Raw genomic sequence first — 19,138 nt, forward strand, 5'->3', positions numbered from 1 at the left:
GTCAAGAGCGGTTACAAACAATCGGCTATTATCCCAGATTGGAGCAATTAATTAAGAAGTTAATTTTATTAGAGATTCGTCGTGATGACATTAAATCACTGCAAGATATGAGTGATAAAATAAATCAAGTTGCAACGGAAATTTCATTGAAAATAAAATAGGGTTAATTTATGTCAGACTTCCGAGGAAGTAATACCCCAAGAGAACTTCGTGATAAATGGCAAACCCCGATTGAGATATTCACAGCGTTAGACATAGAATTTGGTTTCTATTTAGACGCCGCCGCAGATTATAAAAATGCTTTATGTGCTCATTATCTCACGGAACGAGATAACGCACTGGAATGTGACTGGGAGAGTTACGGCTCTATCTGGTGCAATCCCCCCTATTCCAAGATTACGCCGTGGATAAAGAAAGCAGCTATCGAATGCAGGAAGCAATTACAGACTGTTGTTATGTTAGTTCCAGCTGACACATCAGTCGGCTGGTTTAAACTAGCAATGAACTCTGTAGATGAAATCAGGCTAATAACAGGAGGTCGTATTTCATTTATTAATGCTGGCAATGGAAAGCCAGTGAACGGAAATAACAAAGGGAGTTTGTTATTAATCTGGCGTCCATTTATCAAACCGCGCGGCATATTAACAACAGTTGATAGAGATAAATTAATATCAATTGGCTCTAATATATTAAAGGAAATAAAATCACATGAAATTAATTAGCTTAATAAGACCAATCGAAGTTGAATACTTTGGCATTGAATTATTAGTTCCGCATTGGACTAAATTTATAGTCACAGAAAACAAGGGATTTGTATTGGCATGGAACAAAAAGCCATCTCAATTAAAAGGAGACTGGAACTCTAAATCACCACGATCTCAATATGAAATTGTAGCCATTGTTGATTTAGAAGATATGGACTGGCGTGAAACTCTCGTCGAACTATGAATGACCAAGTTCTTGAGAACGGACGCCGAAAAATAGCAAGGGAATGCTTAAGCGAACTGACAGCTCTCAATAAATACGACGATAAAGCAGTAACAGCAATACTCGATAAATATACGCAGCAATTCAAATTAATTATGTCTGAGCATCAGAAGAAAAAAGCCAGTCCGAAGGGGTGGCTTTCTCAGTATGTGAGAAATTTGCAAAAAGAACAAATATAAATCCATCAGATAATTGAGGTCAATATGGATGCGCAAACCGGCATTATTAGCGACACAGATATCGCAGAACTAACAGGATACAAAATCCCATCCAAACAATGCGAAGCATTAAAAGAGGCTGGAATATTTTTTGTAATCCGTCGAGATGGTAAACCGAGGACGACATGGGAGCATTTCAACAATCCGTTAACACAAAGAATTAGAAATATCCCTCCTCCTCAGGAACCCAATTTCGGAGCTTTAGATTAATGGGAAGGAAACGTAAAAACTCCGCGGATAATTGGATGCCCCCACGAGTTCGCAGAGGGCGATCGGCTTATGAGTTCCTGACGCCAGATGGCCGAACTATCCGTTTATGTAGTTTTTCATCTACTCAAGCAGAAGTTTGGGTAGCCTATGAAAAACTACTATCTGAGCAGAAAGAACAAGAAACACTTGCAGGGCTAGTGAAGGCCTTCTTCATCTCACCCGACTTTACAGATTTAAGCGCGGAGACTCAAAAAGATTACCATAAGTATTCAAACAAATTACTGCCTGTTTTTGGGAAGATGCTACCAGATAATATCAAGCCAGAGCATATCAGAAAATATATGGATAAGCGCGGGTTGAAGAGTAAAGTTCAAGCAAACAGGGAGAAGAGCTTTTTATCCGGCGTTTATAGATGGGCTTATGAGCGTGGATTTGTTAAAGGAAATCCATGCAAGGGTGTGCGGCAATTTAAAGAAAAAGTGCGAGATCGGTATATTACCGATGATGAATATAATGCCCTCTATTCTGTTTCCCCTCCAGTCGTTAAAGTGGCAATGGAGCTGGCTTACCTCTGCTGTGCCAGGCAAAAAGATGTTCTGGCTATGACATATGCACAAATAAGCGATACAGGAATATTTATTAAGCAGAGCAAAACGGCGGTTGCACAAATTAAAGGGTGGACAGAGCGACTAAATAACGTTATTGAAATGAGTAAATCGTTACCGCTAGCTGACGGGATCAGTAGTATATATGTAGTTCATCAACGTAAAGGTTCCAGATATACAAGGGATGGATTTAATAGTAGATGGAGCAAAGCGCATGAAGAAGCTGTCAAAAAATTTCCGGAATTAAATTTCAATTTTACATTTCATGATCTGAAAGCCAAAGGGATATCTGATTTGGAGGGCCCGCTAACAGAAAAACAAAAAATTTCAGGGCATAAAAATATTACTCAAACTGCTAGATATGACAGAAAAGTGCAAATAGTTCCTGTTGTTGGTGGTCAAGGAAAATAGCTGTTATATGTGATAATTTAATGCCAAGGGACTTATAGTCCTTTCTATTTCGAGCCCTTTTATCTTCACTATATTAATTATTTACGGTTTTTAACTAATTGATTTTGTTAATCGACAAAACTTCTTTTTATAGTGAAAATAGAAAGTAACTATCTGATAAATATCATTATAACACCTGATTTAAAATCCCTCGGCTGTAAGGCTGTGCGGGTTCAAGTCCCGCCCTGGGCACCATATAAAATTCACTGATAAAACAGTGAGTTAGGGAAAAGAAAAGGCCACCGCAAGGTGGCTTTTTTATTTGACACAAATCACATTCATAATATTTTCAGAATATGTTTTTTCAAAACTGAATAAACATTCGCACGTTACGACTATCTATCAATAGCGCAAAACGGCCCTGTTTTTATCACTTCGGCATCTCAGGCCACAGCACATTTGGCGCTTGATTCACATCTACACGAGTCAGCAACACTCTGTATTTTCTCCATTCGAGTAGAGCTTCTTTCTCTGAGTCTGTAGCGACTTCTAAGTCAACAGAGTCTTGTAGCAATGACAGTGTTTCATTTGCTTGTTGTAACAGTGTAGCTTGCTGTTGCTTTGCTTCGTTAATCTGATGAGACTTCAGAAGGTCTTTATCAACTACCCACTCTTTACCGTCCCACTTATCGAAATCTGTGGGCGGTTTCTTGAATGTCAGTGTATCGGGTAGCTCACCGATTTCCGTAATTTCAGCCCGCTCTCGCGTTAACGTGTCGTAAGCGATTTTTCCGCGATAATCCGGTAAGATTTCCCAGCGGCTTTTATCTTCACTACGACACACAGCTTCGTCATGAGATTTCGGAAGTTCTGGCGCATCAGGATAAGCTCCGGCTGATAGACTGACACCGAGCATCACAGTTTCCGGTGCATTAGCCCAAACACTCGATATCTCAGAGGCATTGATAGCACGAACACGAGATTGGTAACGTCCTGCATAGATGTTATCGACTTCAAAGCCTAAAGCTGACGTGCGTGGCGCTGATACCCAGTTCCCGTTGTCTTTTCTCCATTCCGATTCATAAGCTATAGCGCTGTCAGCAGCATCCCAATCAGCTCGCAATGTAGTTACAGCCAGCCCCTGCACTATTTTAGTGTAAGAAGATATGCGAACGTTTTTTGCTGGTGGCTGAACACCGGGTGGGATAACTGTTATTGGTTTTTCATCAATTCGAGCACCAGTATCAATATGACTATACTTATCGGGATTGTGACAAACACCGTTAATAGTGAATGTATTATCATTGTTGTCATCAATGCTTGTGACACGATACAACTGAATAGCCAAATCATCAGCATCAACTGACCACACCGCATTTTTTTGTGGCATTTCTGAATATGCCGTCGTGACAGTAACGACTTTGCCGTTGATTGCTTGTACCGTTCTTGCTTCTGATTTGCCGGATGGCAAATTAACTAACAGCCGATCACCAGCTTTTGCGCCTGACTCTCTGTCTAGCGTGATGTTTCTACTATTGCATTCCGATACTCTGCCACCGATTACACGCCCAGAAAACAGCTCATCAGCAACGCCAATAATATCTCCCGGCAGCGGTATCTTACCTTCCAGTCCTGTTGCAAATGATACAGTCCTGTCATTAGCATTAGTTAACAAAGCCCATCTTCCGCGCCGATTAGCTTCGCTCTGACGAGTACAACCAATTGCGGTGATTTCGGTTTGGTTTACACCGTATCGTCTAACCAATTTATTATCAGAAACCCTTTCGATTGCGTCATTGTAGTGATTACTTGGATCACCATATGACACCAGAGCATGAGTATAGCAATTACGCAAACTACCACCACTGCCATTGAATTTTCCATCAACAACCGATGCTTTAGTAAAAATACGACTAACATCACGCGGCATATCAGCAATTGCAAAAATCTTATTATCTGACCAATACGTCATTCCACGAAAAATTGATGCTAAATCACGTAATACTGTATAAGCCTCATTTTGTGCCTGTATATATACATCACATATAAAACGCGGCTCTTTTCCGTTACCGCCCCGACCATCTGTGACCAATTGATCGCAATACTGAGCAATTTTATAAAGCTCCCATTTATCCACTTGATTCGCTTCTAATCTGTCACCAAGCCCATATAATTTACTTAATAAGATGTCATAAAAAACCCAGGCTGGGTTGCTACTATGCGCTAATTTAAATGTACCATCCCACATTCCAGAATACGTTCGATTGATAGGGTCATAGTTTGATGGAACTTTAATCAATAGTCCTTTAGATAAGATACTAATTTTTGGAATTCGATTATTAAATTGTTCGGCATTAAATGTAACGAATAAAAGTGCGGTATTTGGATAACGTAATTTCACGTCAATAACTTCGGCTATTGCTTGAATATTAATTTTATCAGCATATCGACCTGAATTTTTATTCGGCGTTAGTCTACGTACACGGATTTGCCAGCCAGTTGCCGCACCGGGTAAATCAATACGATGTGAGCGCTCATAAGTTGATGTTGTTTTTCCATCGAATGCCGCTTTAACTACCTGGTTAAATCCCGCGCCATCAGTGTTTAAATCTATTGCATATTCAATGCGATAACCAGTTGTATCTCCATTATCACGCTGCTGCAATAATTGCGGAACGGAAAACCGGACACGCACGGCTGAGAGCTGAGTGTTACTAATAGAGCGTATCCAATGTTGATCACTTTTAAGTTCCATTCCTATGTTAATTTCATTATCAACACTCGGCATCCCTTTGATGTATTCTTGATGCTGACTACCCGAACGAAATTCCCATGTAACGCCCTCAAAATTCCTTGAACCATCAGGATTTCCAAGCGGAGTACCATCTAAAAATATCTTTGTATCATCCAAGCCACTCGCTATCTCGCCATTGCTGACTGCAAGCAATATTTTTGCTGTAGATGTAGATAGCAAGTTATCTGGTGATTCAACAGGCGTGTGCCCTTTGCCACCCCCGCCCTTTCGCCACTGAATTAATTGAGTTGCCATATTTTACCCATAAAAAAAACCTCGCTGAAATTGCGAGGCTGATTAAATAAAAAAACCGCAGTTAAGCGGCATAAATGAAAAAACCCGCAATGTGAGCGGGTTTAATACTAATTTGTATATTTGGTTTTATTATTTATTCTTCCATATGAAAGGTTAAAACCACCGACTTTAGTCGGTGGTTGTTGAGTTAGTGTGGTCTGGCAACATAATTTTCTCAATTAGCATTAGTGCTTTTTTGTCTCTATCACTAAAATATTTTGGCGCGTGTTTAGGTAGCCAAATCGTGTTGAAATGTTCTTTAAAATCAGCCAAATACTCATTTGGGTATAATCTAGCCGGAAAAATCCTACCATCAGGGTATTCATGGTTATAAGTAGGAAAAGTTTTAGGCTCAACACCTCTGTTATCTCACAGCCATTGAGAGAATATCTTCCCTTCAGATATATCTGGAACCATATTCTCTGGTAAGGTATAGCCTGATTGTTCAAGTGGAGCAACCAAGTTGAATGTAAGTTCATTAAGTATAGAAAAATGTGTATGGGGGATAGCTCTACGATTAATCATATACCTTTCTAAATGAATAGGCAGTTTTGCTTTAACACTGCCGCCACTCATCCATTCATGAACCCATCTAGAAACTCTAACAGCAAATTTTGGTGACAACCACTGAGCTAAATTTATGCCAACTTGGGGGTGAACCCAAGTTCCTTGGTTTTCTGGCCTACCGCCCGTAAATGATTGAATCAGCTCCGTTATGGGAATTCCCATATCGCTCGATAGCTCATGTAAGAATGCTGTTGTAGTTTTTACCCTTGCGTAATCAGCAAATAATTTCCCTGCTGACTTGCACATGGCTGTGGCATTTATATAACCATCCTTAGCCCTTAAGTGGATCACCTCTCCTTCAATCTCATGTGGAATTAGAGCTAGAGAAAATTGTTGCATAACTTATCCTTTAGATTGTTTTTGATGATGATTTAATTGTACAAGTTACACAATACGTTAATTCTGTTAATACACTGTACAGTAGTATCCAAAATGTGATGCTGATAGGGTTTTGAGAGGCATATAAAAGAAAAGCCCAAAAAGGGCTCGAATTTAGTCAAAAAGGGCGCTTGAGAGCCATGCTCAACAACAAGAGATGACGGGGATTGCTCCCCGCCGTTGCTCTTACTTGGTTTCGTAATCCATGAAAACAGCAACCTCGGTTTGTCCGCTTCGAATGCGAACTTCACAGAGGTCCTTTCTCGTGATAAGTACCGCCGCTAAAGCGGCAACACAGATAACGATGGCGATAAATATCGCTTTTTGCTGTTTCATGGTTAGCGTCTCCTTGCCTTTCGGCGTGTAAGAGGCTAATCTTATGTTGCTAAGCATAAAGAATATGCCTCAAATTGATTGAAAGATCATTTGGGGCTTTCTTCTATCCGCTCCAGCACGCCAGAGACAGATAGTCTCAAGCACCCGCCAAAAATATACCAAAGCAAAATATATATATCTACACATTACGCTACTGAATTTATTTGCAGTAAGCCATCCCTAGCTTATAATTTACTGTTGATCTTCGGTATATATCCCAGCCGAAATAATCGCTCCACCGATTTCACGGGTTCCGTACAAAACAGGAACGGGATTACCTTGTGCTGTGGTATTGACAGCCCCACCAAAAGCATAAGAAGGTTTATTATCTGCATCTTGTCGCGTTGATAAACCTGGCGGTTGTGGGGCTAGCATTTGAACAACGCCACCCAACGCCATAGCGGCACCACCCAATGCAATCGCTCCTCCCCATGTACCTGCTGCACTAAATGCCGCCCACCCAGCCGGACCTGTTAACATTGCAGCCCCAATAAGTGCGACTCCTAATATTGTTTGAAAGAATCCACCGCGCTTATTACCTTTTATGATCGGGGCAATGCGGATTTCTTCGCTGGTAGTTAAGTGAAGCTCTTCATTGCTAATATTTCGCTTGCCCTTGAAAATAGCGAATTCAAGCCCTTTCAAATGAGCTTCATTTAGGAACTTTTCAAAACCTTCACAGCGAACGCTAAGGGATTTTATCGCCTCCCCCGGTGAATCTATAGCAATTTTGTGTTCGCGCCCAAACTGCGCCCCAAGAGTGCCGTAAAGCCGAACTATTTTTAACTGGCTCATACCAATTCCTTACGCCTGACTATTTTTACTGTTCTGTTACGCCAATAGTCGCTATACGGGATGATCTGACTTAACTGTCCGTACAAATGATGAAGCAGCATCCCACTATTCACAAAAATGCCAGCATGATTGGGCACATCAGATTGAACTTGCATGATGATCATATCACCATCTCGTGGGTTATCCGTGATCTCGACAAAGCCCTCTTTCTGCCAGTTCTCTATGTAGAGATTTTCGCCTTCTTCCCACCAATGACGATCAACACTGTAGTTATGGAGAAGTAAACCATGTTCTTTCTTGTAGTAATCCATAATTAATGACCAACAATCAGCATAGCCAAGTACAAAAGCACGACCTGTTAATGGCCTGTCACCACGCGGCTGTATCATTTTGATATCACCCTCCAGCCATGAAGCAATAACCCACAGAAGCCCGGTAGCATCACACTGCAAATAATCCAATTCACTTGGTTGCGTTGTCACACCATCCCCACAATGGCTATGAATAATCGCGGTTATTGTTCCCCAGTCTTCAGCTGCTGCATAATCTTCAGGTGACAACTCGAAATGTTCCGCGGGTTCTTTTGATAAGTTACGGCAACGGAAATATTTCTCTACTCTGCCTTTTTGAGCAATAACACCACAACACTCATTGAGATATTCTGATTTCACATGCTCAAATATTGCAGCTATAGTTTTTTCTCTCATCATCACCTCGAAATCAAGCCAGATGCCGGGAACCCGCCGAAATCCAAAGGATTATTTTTACCAAACCGCTTTTTACAGTCTGACAGTAACCCTCCACATTCATCTTTTGCCGGATCATCGGTTGGCTTTCCGTCTTTATCAAAATATTTCGTACCCGTGTAACCACAGCCGTTTCCGGTCCTGTACCACCCGCGCATACACCAGGTACAAATTGTGTGGATTTGCCGGGTTGGAATACGTAATCCTTGCAGATCAAACGGGCTAGATAATTCAAACTCTACAATCTCACCGGCTATCTCATTCGTTTTAGTATCAATATAGAAAACTTACTTAAAGCATTCATCAGGATTCTCTGTTGAATTACCCTCTGTGAAATTTTTCGCGTCAAGATAGTGTGCAAATGTTTCAAATATCGTTACTTTTGCCTGTAACATATCTTCAAATTTCAAACAAAGAGAAGAGATAAGGCTATTGATATTCGAAACAATTAATTTTGGCCGCGGCGGTGAACCATCACTTGATTTTGACATTCCGTCAATTTGATAAGGCCAAGCACCATATTCTTTTCCCTGCCACCATATTGATTTTGACTTAAGATCTCCACCAGCTTCTATTTCTTCCTCTGTGTGCGGCAAGTTGTGAGCATGAAACCGCAATACAGGCCCACCGAACTGACTACAGTCAACTTCAATTAGCTGAATTCGATTGCCCGGTTCTAATTTTTGTACATCTGATGTGATTTTCATGCTGAAAATGCCTGTTCAAATGTCGCATTAATTGTCAAAGCCGTAGGAGATAACGGCGTCATAGTGATAGAACTAGCATCAACTCTGTAAAGCCCCTTTTGACCAAATGGGGGGGTCCATATGAAGCTTTTAGCTGTGTGCTGTCTGATGAAATTGAGTATCGGTATTACTTCATCTTTATGTCCCGTGTAAGTAAAAGGCCATTTCTGCGACTCAGGATTAATACCGTTCACAGCAACCTGGGAATACCCATCCCCGAATTGCACTTTTCTTACATTATGTGCGAACTCTCCCGCGGGACTGCTTTGTATCTGAGTTCGCCACTTGAATTCTTCTGCCATTTATGACCTCGTTTTTAAGATACAAAAAAACCGCAATTAAGCGGCGTATATGAAAAACAAGTAGTCGTCTATCCAAAAATTCTTTTTAGTCCATTCTCATATTGTTCTTCATTGTCACTCATTTTTGCCAAGCTAAGTATGCGGCCCTCACTTTTAGCTAACGTTTGATATATCTGATTCTTGCCTATCAAAGGTAATCTATAAACCAAGCTCTGAGTGAGAGCCAAGGCGGACAAGGCGCAATGTATCCGCATCGGGTTTCTGATAAATCAGTATCAAGTCAGGCTTAATATGACAATCTCGAAAATCCTTCCAATCACCAGAAAGAGCATGATCACAATATTTCGGCTCTAACAAGCTATCAGAAGCCAATAATTCAATCATCAGCATCAGGGCATCATCAAGAATTTCACGATGCCGACCTTTCTTTTCTCTCTTGTAATCTCGCTTGAACTGGCTTGCGTAATCAATCGTCCTCATTGAGATCGGCCATTAAATCTTTTACTGTTGAGAATGATTTACCGCAACCTTTACGAGCTTCTTTCATGGCCTCAATGGTTTCAGCATTGGGTATCAAAGGCTCAAATGGCAATGCTTTTTCTCTTGCTACTCGCGTTAACATCATGCGAACGGCATCTGATACAGTCAGGCCCATAGCAGCCAGAACCGCAGCCGCTTCTGCTTTAATCTCCCCATCAATACGGGCTTGTACTAATTGGTTTGTAGCCATATTAAGATCTCTCATTGAATGACACTGTCATGCAATTATAATTCAATGAATATCTTTCAGCAAGGAATATTGTTGACAGGGTTACTCTCTGGGGTTATCTTGCGCTTTCGAGGCTTCGAAACCTCTTACAAGCGGACCAAACCAACCCCGTTAGCGTTGGATTTTTTATGCCTGTCATTCAGTGGACGCAATGCGCGGCCACACCCCCGATCAAAGTCGGGAGGGCGACGAATACAACACCCAGTAATGGGGAATAAGTCCGCGGTACTTGTAGCCGTTTCGAACCTCCCGGCACCATCATATGGTTTCTCTTCGAAAAAGATACAAGGAGTCAGCAATGACTAATCAAATTTCAGCTCAAAACCTCCAAGCTATCATTCATAACAGTATTCCAGTAATCACAACTGAATTACTTGCTGAACTGTATGGAACTGAAATCAACAATATTCAGCAAAACTTCAAGCGTAATAAAGAGCGCTTCACCGAAGGTAAGCATTACTTCAAAGCAACTGGGGATATCCTCAAAAATTTGCGACTGACAGTTAGTCAGTTACAAATTTCTAGCAAGGTAAGAAGTCTGATTCTCTGGACCGAACGCGGAGCGGCTCGTCATGCTAAAATGCTCGATACTGATAAAGCCTGGGACGTATTTGAAGCACTGGAAGATTGCTATTTCAGCCAGAAAGATACAATGGCGACACCCACTAAAACCACAACAGACGAGCGCACACCTCTGCGTGATGCTGTAAACATGCTGGTGGGTAAAAAGGGGTTGATGTACCCGGAGGCTTATAGTTTCATTCATCAGCGTTTTAACGTCTCTCATATCGATCAACTGCCAGCGGAGAGAATTCCCGAAGCTATCGAGTATGTTCATAAGCTGGCATTAGAGGGTGAGTATCTTGGCAAAGAGACCTCACTTTCGTTAAACGGAATCCAGTTCCCCGAAAATGGCAAAATTCTTATAACGATGCGAAATAGCACGGTTGATAGCTGCGAAATAGTTCGCCCGGATAGCCACGTATTGACTCTTAACACATTCATGGAGTTAGCACAAAAAGCCGGTTATCTCATTATTCATAGAGAAAATCTGTTGAACATGAAAAACAGTTGGAAGTACTAACCCCAAGCCAAGGATGGCAGGGTTTAACTAAAAGCTCTGAGTCGCATCAATCATTCCAGTGTCTTTTCTGAATTCAAATCGCTACCACAATGCTTGCACTTTATAGCCTCTTTTCTTATTGCTTCAGCACAAAAAGGACATTTTTTGTATTCAACACTTTCACCATTGATTATTGCTTTCCTCTCATCCGTAGATGTAGATAGAGCAATAATCAAACCAAGAAGCGGGGCCGTAAATGCCATGAATCCGGCGATAATTCCATTGCCATTAGTAATATTAGAGGTCAAAACAACGATGCCAAAAGATACAACACACATAGCGATTAAATAACAAAAACCAATAAGGGCACCATTTCTTTTTCCTGCTACCACACTAACAACGATTGCAACTATGACATAAATAATAAATCCAAATATAGGTTCCATGATATTAACTCCAATTAAAACAGCAGTGCTTAAGTTGTTTTGATTCCTATTTGATACCAACGACCAACAATGACTATCATGGTCTTAGTGAATCCAACTTCTCCTGTACTGCATTTCTCGACTTATTATCAGTTATTGGCATTTGCCTCATTTGCCCCATTGCCATTTGTGTCTCAACCCACATATCAGCCCAAACTTTAATTGAGTCGTTCACACTGCCAATAGTAAACCTTATTTTACCTATTGGAGTTGTAGAATAACTATTGCCAATCATTAACTGAGTTAAGATAGCACTACCACCTTCCGTTTCTTTAGAGCAAAGTACAGAAGATGTTGACGACTCAACAACCATAAACCCTTTTTCGTTACAGTATGCTACCAACAAATCTCTGATGGCTTCTTTTGTTGTATTAGTGTAGATGCCCTCCGGTTTTCCTGATTGAGTTTGTTTCTTTAAAGGAACGTTATTGGCACACCCAGACAGCAAAACCGATCCTATCAATAAAGCAGTTAATTTCTTCATCATTCATCCTCTCATTTAAGTGATAAGAGTTTAACCGTTATCGAGTGCAAATCAACGCAAAATCACGTCCGTGTGAACTGGGTTTATCTTCAGCCTGGTTGGATGTCGGGATTCACTAAATAATACTTTAGGTTAAGTTAAGTATTCAGCCAAATCTTAACTACAACAGAGTGATGGCTGATTACCTCTGAATAAAGGAAATAGAATGGACAAAGAATTGTTAGAGCATCAGCTTGCATTTTTATTAGCCATTTCAATGGCCGAATCAGAAGATGCGGTAGCTTTGCGTACAAGAATTACCAGCTACATGGGTAAACTGGCAGAATCAGATAAATCCATGGTTGGTAAATCAAAAGCGGAAGCCCTGCTATCACTTTATGGCAAAGCTGATAATATTTATTTCAAAATAATTAAAGATTAAAAATAGTAATCCCCAGTTATTCGCTGGGAATATTTAATGACGCTATCACTTTCTTAGCATATTCAAACGCCCTTTTTTCAAATCCACTAAATGATACATCCGGCAAAAAATCTTCTTCATATTTAAACAAAAGAGTCGCATGCGTCATGTCACAAAAACCCCAAACATTAACTTCCGCAGTTAATGTATCTATAATCCCTATGCCAGGCTTATTAAACTCATCATTTTTGACTGCCTTACTAATGCTTTCCCTGTCTAATCGAATGTTTTTTTTCGGAAATGAAACTTCAATGTTCATACTTCACCTCATAATATAAAAACAGGGCCATTATTGCCCCATGATTTAGTTAACGCCTACCGTATGTGGCATTCCAAAGTGGAGAACCCGTTTTGGTTAGCTGTACCGTTATGGCTTTATCTATCGCACCGTTGATTTGCTTTGTAATGCCAGACATATCAACAGAGCCTGCATCAGCACCTTTCTGCTGAGAGCCTCCATCAATATAAACACTGGTTTGGACTGTTAAGCCACCAGCTACCGGAGTCAATCCGTATTGAGGTGCGGGCTGTAATACCTAGCTATTTAGCGCTTGAGCGCTGCCAACATAACCACCGTTAGCATATCCTTGTGCACTGTGCATCATAGCATAGAGATTACTAACCCCAATTCTGCTGGTGGCTTCTTTCGTAAATACAAATTCACCACCGTGAACTATGCCCTTCGGTTCGAACTTCCCGCCGGGACCTGTGTAGCCACCCTCTGATTTTCCAGGAAGAGAAAAACCAAAAGCACTAGCACCCATCTCTATCGCCTTAAACACGAGCATTTGAGTGATCATCTGGGTTATCTGCTTAAGTATGGATGTTGCAAAGTCCTTGAAATTAGCTTTGCCTGTTGTCAGGAAATCACTAAATGAATTAGTCATCCCTTGAAATGCGTTCTGGGAAATATTGGCTACATTACCATAGACGTTAGTCGCAGCATCTTGATATTCAGCAAACCCTTTCTTAAAGCCCAATTCCCAATTACCACGAAGTTCATCCTCTTTTTTGTAGCGATCGTCCTGTGCGGCTTTCATTTTATCAAAATCAGGGTTCTTAGAAGATAATTTGAGTTGCTCCCTTTCTCTGTTTCTTTGCCCTTCCCTATCACTGACGCCAGCACTACTCAATATTGAATTAGTGGCCGCTTCTTGTTGCGCAATAAATTTGGCAGCTATTTCCTTCATCGAATTGAGTTTCTTTTGTTTCTCAATTTGATCACCCAAGTTAGCAAGTTCTTCTCTTCTGGCAAGAAGAGCGTCTTTACTTAAAAGAAGTGACTTTTCATCATTAGTGAGTTTTCTCTTATTTGCTGCATCTTCAATAATAGAAAACCTGGCTTGTTCTTCCCATAACTGCTTGCGCTGAGTGCTAATCACATCATTAATCGATTTGTGCTCTTGCAACACTTTGTATTGGGCTTGGAGAGCTAAAAGCTGCCTATTTGCGGCATCTTCAGTTCTAACACCTGCATCGGGCTGGTAAGGCTTAACTTTTGGCGTTGTGGGGTCTTTATATAAGCTTTCAATGCCCGCTCTCGCTTTATCTATTTCCTCCTTAGAGAATAATTTAGCCCTCCCCTCAGCGGCGGCTTTAGCATTGTCTTTAATAGCCTCATTAAGATCTTTAGTGGCTTTAACTCTCTTTTCATTTTGTTAACGTTAATTGAGCATCGATTGCATCTTGATCAAGCTTTGCGATATTTTGTTTTTTCTTTGCCTGCTCATCGATTGCAGCTAACTCTTTCTTCCATTGGGCCAAAGTATCATCACTTATGTAAGACAGCCCTTTACCCTTACCGTTATAGCGTCGCGGGTCGTTTTCTGCTGACCTAATTTTTAAGGCTAACTCAGCTCTTTTTTCTGCATCGGATGGGTCTCTTCCAAGTCCCATTATCCCATCCCACATTTTTGAGGCAGAACGCCCTATCTCATCAAAAAACTTGGGTAATGTTCCCATATTGTTACGGATTTCATCAGCCCGTTGCTTCATTGCGCCATTCAAAGCATCTGTAGCTGCTGCTACTGCACCAGCTTTATCACCCTCCTTTTGCAATGCTGCAATATGCTGATATTGCGCCGCAGTCAGGTAATGCATATTCTTAGTTAACGCGAGTGAACCACCAGCCGGATCATCAGAAAGTTGTGAAAATTGCTTAACTAAATCATCAATTGACTGACCGGAATAGCGACTGAACTCTATTATTGATTGAGTTGCAGCCTTTAAATTCACTGATGAGTTAATGCCAGCACCAGCGAGTTTACTCAGTACTTCCGATGCTTCACCAACAGTACCATTGCTTTTACCAATTTCACTCGCCATGCTAGCGAGCTGCCTGGCTGTCACTCCCGAATAGCTACCAGTTAAGATGACAGCCTTATTAAATGCACTGCTCTCTTTTTCAGCAACATCATATGCTTTATATAAGCCATACAAGGCAACAGACGCCGCACCAATTGGCCCTGCAATAGCCAATCCTCTTAAGCTAAATAATTGATCAATCAGCCCAGAGCGATTAGCAAGCGTAATACCAGATCCACGCAACGCCCCGAAGTTCCCACGTGCCAGCTCACCGACCATCACACCCAGTTCTTTACGAGCTGCCGCTGTTTTCAGACTAAAATCATGTGTTGCATTACCGACTTTCGATAGTTTTTTAATATAGATATCAGCAGCAGAGCTAACATTAAGTTGAGCGGCGCGATACTTTAATAGCTCCTGACGGCTCATGTTTTGCGTTGCAACTTCGTCTCTTAACTTTGCAAGAAATGCCTGTCTTTCTCTGTGCGCTCTTTCTGCCGCCGTTGTTGCAGCCCGCTCTTCTTGTGCTTGTTCTGCTAGTGCTCTCTTTAATCCCCTTGAGGCTATTTCTGCGGCTTTCTTTTGTTCTGTCGCTCTCTTTTCTGCTTCTTCCTGTCGTTTAATTTGAGTTATCAGAGGGGTCATTTCCTTTGATACACCAAGTTGAGCGGCTTTATACTCCAGCATCTGAGATTTTGAAGCACCGTATAAGAAAACTTGCTCATGAAGTTTCTTAGCAAAATCATTGCGGGCTCTGCTTAACTTATCTGCATTGATTAGAGCTGCTTTGCCTACCTCTGTTTCAGCCTGGGCAAATCGACCAAGCCGGATTTCTGTCGATGCTAATATTTCTTGGTAATTTTTATAATCATCATCCGGGACACTTCCTTCTTTCCATAACCGATTAAGGCGTCGTTGAGTCTCATTTAATTTGTTAAGAGCTGCCGTTGCGGGGCTAATTTTTTTAATGAGCTTTTGGAATGACTCAGCTTCTTTAGATACACCCTCTTCCTCATCTTTAAGACGTTTCAAGTGCTCTTCACGGATTTCAGCACCAACTTTAAAATTGTCATTAAGACCCGTTGACGCCTTACTTGCTTTTTCAGCAACAGATTGAAATTTATTTAGCTCCTGATTTCCACGCTCTAAATCAGATGTTTCAAGTCTCAGAGAAATAGTTGCTATATCAGACATGCTGACCTCAGATGTAAAAAAACCGCAATTAAGCAGCCTAGAAATGAAAAACCCGCGCGGGGCGGGTTAGCTATATAACTTATCTTTACTTATGATGTTGACTAGATGTTGGCAAGGTTCCATTGCTAGTTTCATTTTCGAACCCCACAGAGCCATGTCATACTGATCTAATCCTATGGCACTCCAAGGCAAAACACCATTAATTCCGTGACCATATGGTGTTAACACATCTACAAATTGTTTTTTTGTGCAGTCATAGACCCTGACTTCGCCGATTTTTATCATTCCTTGAGCCCATAACCGACCACCTAGAATTGTTTGTATATGGTCACATATTAAATAGTCATGTTTCAAAAGTAGACACTTATATATTTGTTTAGCAGCTCCAACACCTTGATAGCTGCTTAGTATTTCAATGCCTCTTATCTGTTTGCCTGTTTTCAGTGCGCCGCCATCATAAAAGTTAAAATCATTAAATGCTACTCTGCCAATCAGTAAATCTTCACTTGGTTGATGCATACCTAATGACAATAACTCCTCGATTATCTGCCATTCTTTTAATCTTGCATTCTTTAATGTAGTTGCATGCTCAGAATAGAAATCCTCTGTTCCACATCCCATTGCTACTAGCTCGCAATAGTAATCAAACTCACCACCAATTAATGCGTACTCAGTCACTTTGACTAAGTCACCATCAGAAGATAGGTAATAATATGTATCTATTTCTGTCTCTGAAGTGCTGAAAGGCTTATGCTTTAGGTTCTTAGAATAACTTTTGGTGAAGTTTGGAGCCAATTCCTTATCTCCAGTTTAGTGAGCAAATAATCTATTATACTGTGACATATAACTCATAATTGAAGATTTGATCAGCTCTATCGCGCTATCAGCATCTGTGCATAATTCAGGGTATTGTGCTTTAGGATCGACTATGACATTAATCTTGTTACGCCTGTATGATAATTCAGCGAAAGGAACAACGTAAAAATCATCGCTTTTTTTATCGTTACTTATCGTCACGATGAATATTTGCCGATTAAGATCGTGCCTGAAACTTAATCGTCTAACGGAGAATTCCTTCTGTGATAGTTCATCAAAGAAAGAATCAATAACTTCTGTCGAGTGGCTAATAGTCTGTATAGATCTGGTATGTTCAGTTCTCATATAGCCCCCTAACATCATGAAATTAAAGTGAATAGATATTTAGCAGTTATCAAATTGCGATATCGCTATGGTGATAATAGTTCGATTGAACCTCTAATTCAACGGATTTAACAACCAAAATTGTATTCTTATTGTTCTGTGATGTATCAAAATGTTTCAGATTTGCCATCCTTGGCTTGGGGTTAGTACTTCCAACTGTTTTCCATGTTCATGAAATTTTCCCTGTGAATAATGAGATAACCGGCTTTTTGAGCTAACTCCATGAATGTGTTTAACGTCAACACGTGGCTATCCGGGCGGACTATTTCGCAACTATCAACAGTGCTATTTCGCATCGTAATGAGGATCTTGCCATTTTCTGGGAACTGGATTCCATTTAACGACGGGGAAGTCTCCTTGCCAAGATACTCACCCTCTAATGCCAGCTTATGAACATATTCAACCGCAGCAGGTAATTGCTCTATTGGTAACTCGTCAATGTGGTTAACATTGAAACGATGGTGAACAAGCTCATATGCTTCTTTGTAAATCATTTTCTTCCGACCAACTAGGAAGCTAACGGCTTTGCGTAACGGGGTACGCTCGTCTGTTGTTGTTTTGGTCTTCTTAGTTACTTCACCTTTTGTCCAATATTCATAGAGAACAGTAAAGCACTCTTCCTGATACTGGACTAATTTGTCCCGAATGTCAGAACGTACTTTTTCAGGGTTAATGCTGAACAACCAGCCATTAAGTTTTTTTAGTGGCAAGCAAAGCATTTTTTGTATGCCACCTTTTGAAGGTATTTCGATATCGAAACACCCAAATTTTTCCTTTTGTTTGTTAAGCTTAACTGTTTGTGAAGCCCAACTTAACCCGATGTTCTCAACAATCGGTTTCATTGCGACATAAGCTATACCAGCAACCATTGCAGTAATAATTTGCTGACCATGAAATGGCACATTGATAGTGTTATCAATTGCATTAATTGTTATAATCGACATGTCTAGATTCTTTTGGATTGGACAAATTAGGCCCTGACTATCCCCACGATAGTTGGGGCTTCACTCTTTTGGGGGAGAACAATATCATCTTGTTACTCCCATGAAATTAGTCGTTTTTGTTACAATATTTCAATCTATTGTTTTGCCTTGATATTTTCCTTTAAATTGTCTGATATTGGAATTTGACTCTCCCGGAAATGGGAAAACGCTCCCAACTTAGCCGTCCGTGGCCTTAAATCTGCTATTCCGCTCCGCTACTCAGAATTTTAGACATTTTAGCTATACCCTTAGCGGTCAATAAAACCTGTTCAACAATTTTCTCACTGCCATCACTGCGGGAAACTGTTGTTACTTTGTGCTCAAGGCATCCCTGTTGAATCTTATCTTGATACCCAAGCCAGCTTTTTCCACCAGCACGACGATAAATCCAATGTTTCTCTGATAGAGTCTTGAACAATAACTTTGGCTGAATTTGTAAGTGTTTAGCTGCATTAGTGATGCACATACTGCCATCAGCTTTGGCAATACGGTCATACGCTTCAACATCTGGTTTCATTTCTTCAACCTGGCTTTCAAGAGTGAGTACCTTCTCTGTGTATGCCAGTAACAGCCCACGCATAGCAGCGGGATCATTCAATACCTGCATTGGGTCAACTGACACAGGTGCCAACTTGCCAGAACGGTAATCAATAAAAGTTTGGTTAACCTGCAAGCGGAACTTTGGCGAGATCCACCCTGCATACTCAACAGCTAGAAGTTCGTGGGCAAAAGTGCCACCATTACGGCCATCAAGTGAAACAGTGCAAATCTGCATAGTTTCTTTTTCTA

General features: G+C 40.8%; 21 protein-coding genes and 6 pseudogenes. 7 read left to right on the forward strand and 20 right to left on the reverse strand.

Going from position 1 to position 19,138, the window contains the following annotated elements:
• Window positions 1–170: 170 nt before the first annotated feature.
• Genes C5469_RS20595 through C5469_RS20615 form a run of 5 tightly spaced genes read left to right on the forward strand, consistent with a single transcriptional unit; the run spans window position 171 to window position 2,431 of the window.
• Entirely contained in the window at window positions 171–722 is a 552-nt protein-coding gene (locus tag C5469_RS20595) for a phage N-6-adenine-methyltransferase (protein ID WP_166310337.1), read from the forward strand.
• Entirely contained in the window at window positions 709–948 is a 240-nt protein-coding gene (locus C5469_RS20600; protein WP_166310339.1) for a hypothetical protein, read from the forward strand. The genes C5469_RS20595 and C5469_RS20600 overlap by 14 nt, the downstream gene beginning before the upstream one ends.
• Window positions 945–1,166 carry a hypothetical protein gene (locus tag C5469_RS20605; RefSeq protein ID WP_166310341.1) on the forward strand — a complete coding sequence of 74 codons (222 nt, stop codon included), beginning with the start codon at window positions 945–947 and terminating at the stop codon, window positions 1,164–1,166. The genes C5469_RS20600 and C5469_RS20605 overlap by 4 nt, the downstream gene beginning before the upstream one ends.
• Window positions 1,167–1,190: 24 nt before the next feature.
• Window positions 1,191–1,415, forward strand: coding sequence for a DUF4224 domain-containing protein (locus C5469_RS20610; RefSeq protein ID WP_166310343.1), 225 nt, complete (start codon window positions 1,191–1,193; stop codon window positions 1,413–1,415).
• Entirely contained in the window at window positions 1,415–2,431 is a 1,017-nt protein-coding gene (locus C5469_RS20615) for a tyrosine-type recombinase/integrase (RefSeq protein ID WP_166310345.1), read from the forward strand. The genes C5469_RS20610 and C5469_RS20615 overlap by 1 nt, the downstream gene beginning before the upstream one ends.
• A gap of 409 nt (window positions 2,432–2,840) precedes the next feature.
• Here C5469_RS20615 and C5469_RS24320 read toward each other — a convergent pair whose 3' ends face one another.
• The 10 genes and pseudogenes from C5469_RS24320 to C5469_RS20660 form a co-directional block, all read right to left on the reverse strand.
• Window positions 2,841–3,326, reverse strand: a complete 486-nt coding sequence (locus C5469_RS24320; RefSeq protein ID WP_422615872.1) for a tail fiber assembly protein — start codon at window positions 3,324–3,326, stop codon at window positions 2,841–2,843.
• A pseudogene (locus tag C5469_RS20620) lies at window positions 3,318–5,459 on the reverse strand (TipJ family phage tail tip protein); the annotation flags it as partial. The pseudogene C5469_RS20620 and the gene C5469_RS24320, both read right to left, overlap by 9 nt.
• Window positions 5,460–5,627: 168 nt before the next feature.
• Window positions 5,628–6,404: pseudogene (locus tag C5469_RS20625) on the reverse strand (KilA-N domain-containing protein).
• Between the two features lie 225 nt (window positions 6,405–6,629).
• Window positions 6,630–6,779, reverse strand: coding sequence for a Hok/Gef family protein (locus C5469_RS20630; RefSeq protein ID WP_166310349.1), 150 nt, complete (start codon window positions 6,777–6,779; stop codon window positions 6,630–6,632).
• Window positions 6,780–7,010: 231 nt separating this feature from the next.
• Window positions 7,011–7,613: a tail assembly protein gene (locus C5469_RS20635; protein WP_166310351.1), complete on the reverse strand. Its 603-nt coding sequence runs from the start codon at window positions 7,611–7,613 to the stop codon at window positions 7,011–7,013.
• The gene (locus C5469_RS20640; protein ID WP_422615871.1) at window positions 7,610–8,320 is read right to left on the reverse strand and encodes a C40 family peptidase; all 711 of its coding nucleotides are present in this window, start codon (window positions 8,318–8,320) and stop codon (window positions 7,610–7,612) included. The genes C5469_RS20635 and C5469_RS20640 overlap by 4 nt, the downstream gene beginning before the upstream one ends.
• Window positions 8,321–8,322: 2 nt before the next feature.
• Window positions 8,323–9,066 (reverse strand): annotated as a pseudogene (locus tag C5469_RS20645) (phage minor tail protein L).
• Window positions 9,063–9,407, reverse strand: coding sequence for a phage tail protein (locus tag C5469_RS20650; RefSeq protein ID WP_166310355.1), 345 nt, complete (start codon window positions 9,405–9,407; stop codon window positions 9,063–9,065). Before C5469_RS20650 ends, C5469_RS20645 begins: the two are co-directional and overlap by 4 nt.
• Window positions 9,408–9,605: 198 nt before the next feature.
• Entirely contained in the window at window positions 9,606–9,887 is a 282-nt protein-coding gene (locus C5469_RS20655; protein WP_166310357.1) for a type II toxin-antitoxin system YafQ family toxin, read from the reverse strand.
• The gene (locus C5469_RS20660) at window positions 9,874–10,137 is read right to left on the reverse strand and encodes a type II toxin-antitoxin system RelB/DinJ family antitoxin (protein ID WP_166310359.1); all 264 of its coding nucleotides are present in this window, start codon (window positions 10,135–10,137) and stop codon (window positions 9,874–9,876) included. Before C5469_RS20660 ends, C5469_RS20655 begins: the two co-directional genes overlap by 14 nt.
• 337 nt (window positions 10,138–10,474) lie before the next feature.
• On the opposite strand from C5469_RS20660, the pseudogene C5469_RS24325 reads away from it, so the two are divergent.
• Window positions 10,475–10,834: pseudogene (locus C5469_RS24325) on the forward strand (ORF6N domain-containing protein); the annotation flags it as partial.
• A 476-nt stretch (window positions 10,835–11,310) separates the two neighbouring features.
• On the opposite strand, the gene C5469_RS20670 reads toward C5469_RS24325, so the two are convergent.
• A complete protein-coding gene (locus tag C5469_RS20670) occupies window positions 11,311–11,685 on the reverse strand; it encodes a DUF2545 family protein (RefSeq protein WP_166310361.1) in 375 nt (124 codons plus the stop codon).
• A 76-nt stretch (window positions 11,686–11,761) separates the two neighbouring features.
• Window positions 11,762–12,211 carry a hypothetical protein gene (locus tag C5469_RS20675; protein WP_242689541.1) on the reverse strand — a complete coding sequence of 150 codons (450 nt, stop codon included), beginning with the start codon at window positions 12,209–12,211 and terminating at the stop codon, window positions 11,762–11,764.
• A gap of 202 nt (window positions 12,212–12,413) precedes the next feature.
• On the opposite strand from C5469_RS20675, the gene C5469_RS20680 reads away from it, so the two are divergent.
• Window positions 12,414–12,629 (forward strand): hypothetical protein, encoded by a 216-nt coding sequence (locus tag C5469_RS20680; protein ID WP_166310363.1) that lies wholly within the window; start codon window positions 12,414–12,416, stop codon window positions 12,627–12,629.
• A 16-nt stretch (window positions 12,630–12,645) separates the two neighbouring features.
• Here the strand turns inward: C5469_RS20680 and C5469_RS20685 are convergent, their stop codons facing one another.
• The 8 genes and pseudogenes from C5469_RS20685 to C5469_RS20715 form a co-directional block, all read right to left on the reverse strand.
• Entirely contained in the window at window positions 12,646–12,927 is a 282-nt protein-coding gene (locus tag C5469_RS20685; protein WP_166310365.1) for a hypothetical protein, read from the reverse strand.
• A 49-nt stretch (window positions 12,928–12,976) separates the two neighbouring features.
• Window positions 12,977–13,177, reverse strand: coding sequence for a hypothetical protein (locus C5469_RS20690; protein WP_166310367.1), 201 nt, complete (start codon window positions 13,175–13,177; stop codon window positions 12,977–12,979).
• A 45-nt stretch (window positions 13,178–13,222) separates the two neighbouring features.
• A pseudogene (locus C5469_RS24585) lies at window positions 13,223–13,390 on the reverse strand (phage tail tape measure protein); the annotation flags it as partial.
• A gap of 57 nt (window positions 13,391–13,447) precedes the next feature.
• Window positions 13,448–14,080, reverse strand: a pseudogene (locus C5469_RS20695) (phage tail tape measure protein); the annotation flags it as partial.
• Between the two features lie 238 nt (window positions 14,081–14,318).
• Window positions 14,319–16,166, reverse strand: coding sequence for a phage tail length tape measure family protein (locus C5469_RS20700; RefSeq protein ID WP_166310371.1), 1,848 nt, complete (start codon window positions 16,164–16,166; stop codon window positions 14,319–14,321).
• Window positions 16,167–16,232: 66 nt separating this feature from the next.
• Entirely contained in the window at window positions 16,233–16,961 is a 729-nt protein-coding gene (locus tag C5469_RS20705) for a hypothetical protein (protein WP_166310373.1), read from the reverse strand.
• Window positions 16,962–17,509: 548 nt separating this feature from the next.
• Window positions 17,510–18,310 carry a phage antirepressor N-terminal domain-containing protein gene (locus C5469_RS20710; protein WP_207629261.1) on the reverse strand — a complete coding sequence of 267 codons (801 nt, stop codon included), beginning with the start codon at window positions 18,308–18,310 and terminating at the stop codon, window positions 17,510–17,512.
• Window positions 18,311–18,551: 241 nt separating this feature from the next.
• Window positions 18,552–19,138: phage antirepressor KilAC domain-containing protein (locus C5469_RS20715; protein ID WP_207629263.1), on the reverse strand; the 587-nt coding region annotated here is incomplete at its 5' end.

The sequence above is a fragment of the Photorhabdus cinerea genome, assembly GCF_011189575.1.
GTDB classification, from domain to species: Bacteria; Pseudomonadota; Gammaproteobacteria; order Enterobacterales; family Enterobacteriaceae; genus Photorhabdus; species Photorhabdus cinerea.